Source organism: Niabella yanshanensis, assembly GCF_034424215.1.
Lineage (GTDB): Bacteria > Bacteroidota > Bacteroidia > Chitinophagales > Chitinophagaceae > Niabella > Niabella yanshanensis.
The window spans coordinates 4,938,226-4,949,107 of the sequence record NZ_CP139960.1 but is presented as its reverse complement, the minus strand read 5'-3'; the positions used below and the strand labels follow the sequence as shown (position 1 = coordinate 4,949,107).

The window sequence follows — 10,882 nt, the reverse complement described above, 5'->3', positions numbered from 1 at the left end:
AAACCGGCGCCGGTACTGTATTTACCACAGATTTTCAAAAATATCAGCAGATCATAAAATCGTCTATGCTTTTCAATATAGAATCCATGTAACACTCATCATTTATGATCACTTTTGTATCAACGATAAAATTGCTATGGACCAACAGAAATTCAACAACGGCTATATCATCGGGATATCTTTTATATCGGCTTTAGGCGGATACTTATTCGGGTTCGATTTCGCCGTTATCGCCGGAGCGCTCCCTTTTTTAAAAGAACAATTTCATTTTGATGAAGTGCAGGAAGGTATTGCTACCGCTACACTGGCAATAGGCTGTATAGTTGGATGCATTATTGCAGGTAGTTTATCTGACAGGTATGGAAGGAAAAAAGGTTTGATGTTATCTGCAACCATTTTCCTGCTTTCTTCATTGGCCATGGCCTTCAGCCATAGCAGTACCACCTTTATAGCTGCCCGCTTCTTTGCCGGTATAGGAGTGGGCATAGCCTCCGTACTTTCCCCGATGTATATTGCTGAGATAGCCCCGGCATCTATGCGGGGCAGGCTGGTAGCCATCAACCAGATGACCGTGGTAATCGGGATATTCGTTACCAACCTCGTTAATTACAGCTTGCGTAATGAAGGCCCCGAAGCCTGGCGGTGGATGGTAGGATTGGGAGCTATTCCTTCTTTCTTATTTCTTTCGGGTGTGCTACTGTTACCGGAAAGTCCGCATTGGCTGATCAACCGCTCAAAAGTTGAAAAGGCACGCGCTATTTTATCCAAAATAGGCGGAAGCCATTACGCAGGCACCACCACGGAGTCCATCAGGGCTTCACTACAACAGGGCCCTTCATCCGGTTTTTCCCAATTACTTCATAAAACGGTGCTCCCGGCAGTTATTGTGGGTATGGGGCTCGCTATTTTTCAGCAGCTATGCGGCATTAATGTAGTCTTCAATTATACATCAACTATTTTCGAAAGCGTAGGCTTTAACCAGGATGATCAGCTTAAACAAATGGTATTTATCGGTCTAGTTAACATGGTTTGTACAGCGCTCGCCATGTGGCAGGTAGATAAGCTCGGCCGTAAACCCCTGATGTTATTTGGAGCTATAAGCCTTACACTGCTTTATATCATCAGCGCCCTGCTCCTGCAACGGCAGTCAGCAGCGGCTTCCTGGTCTTTACTGGCAGCAATAGGCATATATGCCATGACATTGGCTCCCGTAACATGGATATTGATATCGGAAATCTTCCCCAATAAGGTGCGTAGTAAGGCTACATCCGTTGCCATCATTGCCTTATGGGTTTCTTATGCCCTGCTAACCTTTACATTTCCCATAATGGCCAGGCGAATGGGTACTTACACCCCTTTCTATATATATGCCGCCATATGCCTTGCAGGATATGTGTTTGTAAAAATAAAAGTCAAAGAAACCACGGGTAAGTCTTTAGAGGAAATGGATCATATTTTTTCGGGGCACTAATAATTAATAAACCCGGGACACTGTACTCATTGGCCATAAGCAACTACCACCTATATCAAAACGAATCTAAATAAAATCACACCTAATGATGGAAGTAAAAGCCTGGAAGGAAAAAACAATCATCCCCACCTATAAAATAGGCAATCCAGATAAAAACCCCATGTTCCTGGAGAAACGGGTATACCAGGGCAGCAGCGGCGTGGTATATCCTTACCAGGTTATTGACAAAGTGTATGATGAAAAAGAAGATAAAGCATGGACGGCTTTGTACCTGGAAAATGAATACATCAAAGTAATGATATTACCGGAACTGGGTGGTCGTATACAAATGGCTTACGATAAAACCAATGACTATCATTTTGTTTACTACAACCGTGTCATCAAACCGGCATTAGTGGGTTTAACCGGTCCCTGGATCAGCGGCGGTATTGAATTCAACTGGCCTCAGCACCACCGCCCTACTACATTTGATGCAACAGACTATTATATTTCAGAGAATAAAGACGGAAGTAAAACAGTTTGGGTAAATGAATATGAAATGATGTTTGGAACCAAATGTGCTTTAGGTTTTACTTTATACCCCGATAAAGCTTACATAGAATTGCACGCCAAACTATACAACCGCACCCCTTTTCCCCAAACATTTTTATGGTGGGCGAACCCGGCAGTATCGGTCGACGAGCATTATCAAAGTGTGTTTCCGCCAGATGTACATGCCGTTTTTGACCATGGTAAAAGAGACGTCAGCTCCTTCCCCGTTGCTACCGGTACTTATTATAAAGTCGATTATTCGCCAGGCACTGATATATCGGTGTACACCAACATTCCTGTTCCAACTTCTTATATGGCAGTTAACAGCCAGTTCGATTTTGTAGGCGGATACCATCATCAAAAAAAAGCCGGCCTCATGCATATCGCCAATCACCATATCAGTCCGGGTAAAAAACAATGGACCTGGGGTTGTGGCGATTTCGGCAGGGCCTGGGACAAGCAGCTTACTGATGAAGATGGACCCTACTTTGAATTGATGTGTGGCATGTATACAGATAACCAGCCCGACTTTGGCTGGATCATGCCCAATGAGGCCAGGGAGTTCAAACAATATTTCATGCCCTATAAAAATATAGGCTATGTAAAAAACGCGTCGATAGATGCCATGGTAAATATGGATGTTGTTGACAACCGTATTGAAGTTCAGGTATACACTACCAGTGAACAGGCCGTGATCATTCAACTACACCAGGAAAACGATCAACTGTTTGAGGAATCAGCAATACTCTCTCCCACAAAAACCTATTATAATACCCTCAACATAACCCAAGCCGATCCAGCTTCTTTACGACTGGTAGTTTCGGACATATATGGTAAAGAGCTGATATCCTATACCCCTGTAACCAAACAGGGAGAACCGCTTCCGGATCCGGCCAGCCCGATTTCATTACCCGCAGAGATTGATACTATCGAAGGACTATTTTTAGCGGGCCACCACCTTGAACAATACAGGCACGCGACCTACAACCCTATCGATTATTATGATGAGGGGTTAAGGAGAGACGGCACCGACATACGCTGCAATAATGCCAAAGGATTATGGCTACTGCGTCGCGGAGCTTTTAATGAAGCTGAAGTCTATCTCAGGAAAGCGGCTGAAAAGACCCACCGGCATAATCCTAATCCCTATGACAGCGAACCCATGTATAACCTGGCACTATGCCTGAAATACCAGGAGCAATATGACGAAGCCTATAACCTGTTCTTTAAAAGTTGCTGGAGCGCTGCCCAACAGGATGTAGCGTATTTGCAGGCCGCTTATATAGATGCCCGTCGTATTCAATGGAAGGCTGTACTTGAACTATCAGAAAAATCTCTGTTAAGAAATTACAATAGCCTTCGTGCAAGGCATTTAAAAACGATCGCTTTTCGTAAAGCTAATAAAATAGCTGAAGCCATTGAATTATGTCATCAAACATTACAGATTGATGCCTTTGACTTTGGAACCCATTATGAGCTGGCCCTATGTCATTATCAGCAGGGTCAGCAGGCTTTGGCGGAAGCGACTATACAGCGGTTAAAAGATATGATGCAACAACGTGTGTATACTTTTACAGAAATTGCTCACCAATATGCGGAAGCCGGCTTGTGGCAGGAAGCAATAGCTTTCCTGGAGCTCTGTGACAGCACAGATGCGCTCATTTCTTACTACAAGGGCTATTACGAACTGCGGGCCGCCCGCCCTGAAGCGGCCAGCCTCCATTTTAACCAGGCATCGGGGGAAGAGATAGAGACCGGTTTTATTAACCGGATCGAAGATGTATTGGTGTTACAATCGGCGGTTGCATTCAACCGGGAAGATTATAAAGCCTGGTACCACCTGGGCAATTATTATTATGCCAAACAGATGTATGCAGCGGCCCGGGAAACATGGGAAAACGCGATCTCTATCAATCCTGCTTTTCCTACCGCCTTAAGAAATTTGGGCATCGCTTATTTTAATAAGTTTGACAAAAAGCCTGAAGCGCTCGAATTATACCAACAGGCATTCGCTGCGGATGAAACTGATGCCCGCATTTTATTTGAACTGGATCAACTCAAAAAGCGCTTCCGGGTTGCTCCGGGAGAAAGGTGCACTTTCCTGGAACAACATATCGAACTGGTTTATCAGCGGGATGACTTACTGATCGAATTCATCAGCCTACAAACCCTTACGGGTAATACGGACAAAGCTCTGGAAATGATCCACGGACATCATTTTCATCCCTGGGAAGGAGGTGAAGGAAAAGTATCAACGCAATACATCGCCAACCTCATTTTGCAGAGTCGCAAAGCACTATTAAATGATGATAATGAGGAAGCCATCTCATTATTAAACCGTGCACGCGTTTATCCCGACAACCTGGGAGAAGGAAAAATATTTGGCGCACAGGAAAATGACATCTTCTATTGGCTGGGATGCGCCTATGAGCAACAAGGCGATCCTGTCAAAGCTCGTGAATACTGGGAGACGGCGGCAATAGGCCTGGATGAACCTACCCCGGCTATTTATTATAACGATCAGCAACCTGATAAAATATACTACCAGGGATTGGCTTTAAAGAAATTAGGAAAAGCAGCGGCGGCTGCGCAAAAATTTCAGAAATTGATTGACTATGCCAAAGCCCACGAAAACGATCATATCCGTATCGACTTCTTCGCAGTATCATTACCCGACCTGATGATCTTCGATGACGACCTGGATACGAAAAATAAAATACATTGCTATTATCTGGCAGGGCTGGGAAACCTGGGTTTCGGCAACTGCAGCGAAGCGAGACAATACTTCAATCAGGTTATTGATATGGATCCCGTTCATTTGGGTGCCGTTATCCATTTACCTCAACAAGAGCCGGCATCTTTATAAAAAACGCTTGCGCTTTCGATAATGCAACGGCGACTCCCCCATATACTTACTAAATAAACGGGAAAAATAAAAAGGATCTTCCCAACCCAATGTATAGCAAAGTTCTTTCACAGGCATGTCGGTAAACTCAAGGTACTGACATGCTTTTTGAATTTTCAGATGATTAAAATACTCGAGCGGGGGATGACCGGTCTTATTTTTAAACATGGCAGAGAAATGGGAGGATGACATATGAATCAAAGAGGCCAGATCTTTTAACACTACCGTTTCCATAATATGCTCCTGCATATACTCAACCACAATATCGATCTTACTTTTGTCTTCTTTATAAGGAGGATTTAAAAACTGTGGAAAGCAAAAAGTGCCGAGATAACTGGAAAACATCATGTTCAGGTAAAACAGGTGGTCAATACTGTAACCAGATTCCAGTGTGCGGTATATATCGTTAAATAGTGCGGTACGTTTTTCATTATAGATGGCGCTACCTACGTAACCGGTGCAGTTCTTTAGCAACAGGTCGATGAAGTTAGCCGCTGACCAACCATTAAAGTGAGCCCAGTATATAGACCAGGGTTGATCTTCATCGGCTCCATACCTGTGTTTTACACCAGCTGGTATCACTAAATACTCCCCTTCCTTAACATGCATTTTATTGTCATCTACCAGGGCCCACCCTCTTCCGCTGGTGCAATAAATCAAAATATGCTGATTACTGCCCTGGTTGCGCTCGCGAAAATGAAAAGCAGCTTTAGGGTAATAGCCAATATCCGTAATGTAAAGATTGGATAACAACTGCTGGTCTTTGCACGCCTGAATCACCTGGCGTGGTAATACAATAGCTCTCTGGCCCTTAAAGCCATCTTTCTTTTTAACGGTATCCTTATTATTGTTCTCAGCCATATGCGCTCAACGATCAATTTATAAAAATAGCCTATTAGTCGATTTTCACCAATTTAACCCAGCTTGCGTCCCTGGCCCCCGTGGTTAACGTAAATGATTTTTCCCCGGGTTTAATGGTGCCTATTTCTTTGTTGGTAAGATAATCCCGGATACTATAAGCAGCATCTTTCCACTTTAATTGTTCACGCATAAAAACATAGTTAAAGGACCGGGCAGTATCAAAGTTGATGACGGCTGCACTAATAATATCACCAGGCTGATAAAAACTCAATTGCTGGTCTTCCCTTAGCCCATCGGCTACTTTCAGGGGTATAAAAGCTTTGGGATGCTCAAAATACCGGCACAGATCCGGGTTATTTAAAAAGTGACCGGCCCTAACCCTGGTAGCGCTGTCCCTGAAATCAGAACCATCTCCCAGCGCACTACCCATGACAGCCATAGTAATTAACCTCACTTTTACATCCTGCTCGCTGATAGCATTATTTTTTTGAAACTGTTTCATCACCACCACATCCATATTGGTAAAAGGCCATAAGCTTCCCTGCATCCATCCCAGATGTGAAGAGCTGATCATAGAGGCTGCCGTACTGCCATAATGAGGAAACCCTTTCTGATCATTTCTCAAATGTGAATATACATCGGTTGACAGAAAACGGATATGCGTATATTGGCTGGGGAAAGTAGGCGATATCGCCTGTGTAATAAAGATATCAGGCCCCAATATGGAATCGATTAGCTGCTTTAACATATGCATACCTGTGTTATAGGCCTGCAATCCCGAATGGACATTTTTATCATACCTGGTAGTAGATTCCAATGCGCCTGCGGTGAGAAAATCGATCTTTAAAAACCGGGCCCCGATTGCTTTGGCTTTCTCTAATTCGCCGATAATACGTGTACGTGTTGCGGGATGTGTAGGATCCAGGGGAAATGCGCCAAAATCCCCATCCTTGTATACAATTGTTTTACCCTTATTATCTTTCAAAGTCACATCACGGATAGGGGTGCCGGTGTATTGTAGCTTGTCTTTTTCTACCGAAGATTTCCAGGTCCAAACTGCAAAAGGAATAAAATAAAAACCCAGTTCCTGGTTATTTTGTATACAGTGTTCCCTTATAGACCTCAATACTTCTTTATTATAAATACCCTGGTCGTAGGAATCGATACTCATGTACACCTTTTTATTAGCCGAAAAGTTTTTCAAAGAAGCTATATAATCCGAAATAGCTAATACACCTTCCGGCATCATTCGCTTTTCATACCCCAGAACCCCCTCTACGCCAAAGCTATTCCAATAGAACGGCGCTGTCTTATTCCATGCTAAAGCACCATTTTTTTTCCGGTTCACTTTACCGTAAGCTTCGAAAGCAGCAGTCCTGCTGTTCAGGCCACATAGAAAAATTTCAGGCGCGACAAGCGTGCTGCCTGCCATGGCTCCATGCGCCACTACATCGTGTGTACCGTCATTGCCGCCATATTCTGCGGGCAATGCATTGTTATCAGGAGTAGATGCGCCACCATATACTACGAAAGAATCGAGTACATTTTTCTGCGCCGATAATTTGTATTGTATACCGGTCTTCCAGAAATCATGGGTAACCGCGCCGATAACAACTCCGGAAAGCCGTTCGGTATCATACAGGGAAGAGAAATTGTACCCCATCCCTCCTACTGCTTCCGGTTTCCATTCAGCTGTTAAAACCTTTGTCCAGTTATCATTGTCAAAAGGCATGTCCAGTATCCGCGGTTGTTCGCCGTTTACAAAACCATGCCCACCCTGTTGTGGTATCATTACTAATGGGCTCATATAGTTCATCTTCAGCACCTCGCGCTTCAATGTTGTAGCGGAAAGGCCTAACACAAAAAAGGGCTGCCCGGTATAAATGGTTACCGACTGAACCAACTTTAAACCTGCACCCGGTTTCTGGTGTATTATATTCAGCTTATGCCCTTTGCCTATTACATCGCTGATGGGCTGCACGTCAACAACGTGCTGCTTAAAAAGGTCGCTGCTATAGACCTGACCTCCGGGATCTTTTACCATTGCCGTCGTATTCCTCAAAAAGCTGCCATCACTGAAATAGTAGCTGATACGCCCGTCTTTTTTATTAATTACCAGCCGGTAATCCGGTGCAATAACAACCATACTATCTCTGAAACTGCGGATGTTTTGCGCAGATAAACCATTTTGTACCAGCAATACCAGCAAGCTGCCTGCCAGCCATTTCTTTATTGTTTTCATATAACTTTTTTTGCAATCGTTCTTGGAACCAACACTCCCAAAAATGAGTAAAATGCCAATAAATCTGATAGACGATCGTCGGCATTTACTGGACAATCGTCTGCAAAATAAAAAAAATTATACTAATAGAATAGTATAGTATAACTTTGATAGCGGAGACAATTCAAATTGCCACCCGATTTTAATAACAATTGCAATGCAAACGGTATACGACTACATCAGGGAGATGGAGAATGTTCATGGTCTATCCAAACATGAACAATTTGTGCAGGGATTTTTGAACGCTGTGGACAACAAAATACTTTCCAAAGGAGATATGTTGCCTTCTGTTAACAATTTAATTACCGAGCTGGGATTTGCAAGAGAGACGATAGCCAAGGCCTACAAAGAACTGATCAGCCGCGGCATAGTTGAATCCAAAAACAGGATTGGCTTTTTTCTCGCCAAGGAAAATACACGCAACCAGCTCAGAATTGCCTTGATTATTTTTGCCTTTGACAGCTTCCAGGAAGTGTTTTACAAAACCTTCCGAAACCGCCTGGGTAAGCAAACACATATCGATATCTTCTTTCATCACAACAATATAGACGTATTTGAAAGTATTATCGACAGGGTGAGAGGCAAATACGGGATGTATGTGGTAGCTCCTATTCCTCACAAAAAATCGGCGGCTATCCTCAATACTTTACCCAAGGATAAGTTCCTGATGATCGACCGGCATTTGCCGCTGGCTACAGATGTTTCTCATGTTACGCAGGAATTTTTTCAATCATCCTATGCCGCATTTGCCCAGCTGGCTCCGGCTATTAAGAACTTCAAAAAAATGCTTTATTATCACCGGCCGAATTCAGATACGCCGGAGGAAATACTGCTGGCGTTTCAAAAATTTGTAAAGGACTTCAAGGTGAAACATGCGATACTCCCCGAATACATACCCGGTTCTATAGAAGCAGGATATGTATATTTTACGATCAATAATGCTGAGTTATGGATGATGCTAAAAGACGCAAAACATAAAAAACTAAAATTGGGCAAAGACCTCGGTATCCTGTCGCATAACGACGAAATAGTTAAGGAGATCATATTTGATGGCATCACTACTTATTCTACCAGTTTTGAAGCAATGGCAGAAAAGGCTGCCGAATTTATTCTCCACCGTAAAAAAATACAGGAGACGGTGCCCACCATTTTGATCAGAAGGGGCTCCCTCTAAATTTCAATCGAAAATTATGTTTATCAGCTTTTTCCTGGTATTGGTAATTGCTGCCGCTGTATCAGTATATACTACCCGCAAACAAAGTAAAACTTCCGTTGGGCATTATATGGGTAGCAGGAGTCTTAATTTTTGGATGGTAGGTTGCTCGCTCTTTCTCACTAATATGAGCGCCAACCAGTTTGTAGGCGAAAATGAGTTTGTGTATACCAATAATATGACGGTTATGTGCTGGGGTATGAGTTCGATCCTGGCTATGATCATCGTATCTGAATTTTTAATGCCCGTATACCTCCGTATCGGGGCTATGACCACCCCCGATTTCCTGGGCATTCGTTTCGACAAACAAACCCAGCGCTTCGTATCTATTATTTTTCTTTTAAGCTATGCCATTAATCTCGTGCCTGCTGTTTTATATGGTTGTGCAGTAGCAATGAACGGCATTTTTCAATTTGACACCAGGTTCGGTCTCGATTATTTCACCACGATCCGGTTGCTGGTAACTTTCATTGGGGTTACGGGTTGCCTGTATGCTGTATTAGGCGGATTAAAAGCTATTACCATTAACGACATTGTACAAGGAATAGGAATGGTGGCCGGCGGCATACTTATTACCTGGATCGGCCTGAGGTTTCTGGGCGACGGGAGTTTGACTGCAGGTGTGGAAAAGCTTTTAGGTAATAACCGGGAGCATTTAAATGCAATAGGCAAACCCGGTGCGGCCATACCTTTTGGTACCCTGTTCACCGGTATGCTGCTCATCAACATTTATTACTGGGGCATGGAACAATATATTGTGCAGCAATCGCTGGCGGCGCGTAACCTGGCAGAAAGCCAAAAGGGAATTTCCCTTGCCTGCGTGGGAAAATTAATCGCCCCCCTGCTGTTAAATGTACCGGGACTTATTGCATTGCAACTTTACCCGGGTATGGAGAACACCGCACAGGTATTCCCTAAAATGATAACCGGTACACTACCGCCCCTTATTACAGGCCTTATTGCGGCCATCGTATTTGGTGGAGCTTTAAGCACTTTTAATGCGGGTTTAAACAGCATTGGCACCCTGTTCACCATGAACCTTTACAAACCATGGCTGGAAAAAAGAAAGTATCCCGTTCATGACGCAACGCTTATAAAAAAAGGCAGGATGATACAGATTGCCATTACACTTATAGCGATCGTATTCTCTCCCTATATTATGTTTTTTAGCGGCGGTTTTTACAGTTACCTTCAAAAAGTAGCCAGCTATTTTAGTGTACCTGTATTTACGATTATGCTGATGGGCCTGGTGACACGCAGAGTACCTGCCATCGCCGCCAAAGCAGGCCTGTTCTTCTTCGTTCTTGCTTATATCGTTACCCAGGTAGTTATAGATACCGGTTGGCACTACCTCCATATACTGGCAGTGCTTTTTGTAGTTACCAGCCTGTTGATGTTGTTAATAGGTAAATTGATGCCCAGGGAGAAACCTTTTTCCATAGAAACTCATGCTAAAGTAAATCTCAACCCCTGGAAGCAACGGTATATTTACTATATCATTCTGATTGCCTTAATGACAGGCATGTTCTTCCTCTTCTCCCCTTTGGGTATTGCCCGATAGGCCGGGACCCTACAGAATATTGTGCATCCTTTTCATAAAAATGTCTATTGTACCAGTCA

At 43.5% G+C, this 10,882-nt stretch carries 6 protein-coding genes; 4 read left to right on the top strand and 2 right to left on the bottom strand.

Annotated elements, in window-relative coordinates; all coding sequences use genetic code 11:
• The first annotated feature begins 136 nt into the window (after positions 1-136).
• Together U0035_RS20460 and U0035_RS20455 are read left to right on the top strand one after the other, a co-directional pair.
• Complete coding sequence (locus U0035_RS20460) at positions 137-1,471, top strand: sugar porter family MFS transporter (protein ID WP_114790797.1); 1,335 nt, start codon at positions 137-139, stop codon at positions 1,469-1,471.
• Between the two features lie 85 nt (positions 1,472-1,556).
• Entirely contained in the window at positions 1,557-4,868 is a 3,312-nt protein-coding gene (locus tag U0035_RS20455) for a tetratricopeptide repeat protein (RefSeq protein ID WP_245957705.1), read from the top strand.
• On the opposite strand, the gene U0035_RS20450 is transcribed toward U0035_RS20455, so the two are convergent.
• Positions 4,863-5,768 carry an AraC family transcriptional regulator gene (locus tag U0035_RS20450; RefSeq protein WP_114790796.1) on the bottom strand — a complete coding sequence of 302 codons (906 nt, stop codon included), beginning with the start codon at positions 5,766-5,768 and terminating at the stop codon, positions 4,863-4,865. The two genes, U0035_RS20455 and U0035_RS20450, sit on opposite strands and share 6 nt — an antisense overlap.
• Before the next feature lie 34 nt (positions 5,769-5,802).
• The gene (locus tag U0035_RS20445) at positions 5,803-8,010 is read right to left on the bottom strand and encodes an alpha-amylase family protein (RefSeq protein WP_114790795.1); all 2,208 of its coding nucleotides are present in this window, start codon (positions 8,008-8,010) and stop codon (positions 5,803-5,805) included.
• 196 nt (positions 8,011-8,206) lie between these two features.
• Between U0035_RS20445 and U0035_RS20440 the strand changes: the two genes are divergently transcribed.
• A complete protein-coding gene (locus U0035_RS20440; RefSeq protein ID WP_114790794.1) occupies positions 8,207-9,223 on the top strand; it encodes a GntR family transcriptional regulator in 1,017 nt (338 codons plus the stop codon).
• Positions 9,224-9,239: 16 nt separating this feature from the next.
• Positions 9,240-10,823 carry a solute:sodium symporter family transporter gene (locus U0035_RS20435; protein ID WP_114790793.1) on the top strand — a complete coding sequence of 528 codons (1,584 nt, stop codon included), beginning with the start codon at positions 9,240-9,242 and terminating at the stop codon, positions 10,821-10,823.
• Positions 10,824-10,882 lie beyond the last annotated feature (59 nt).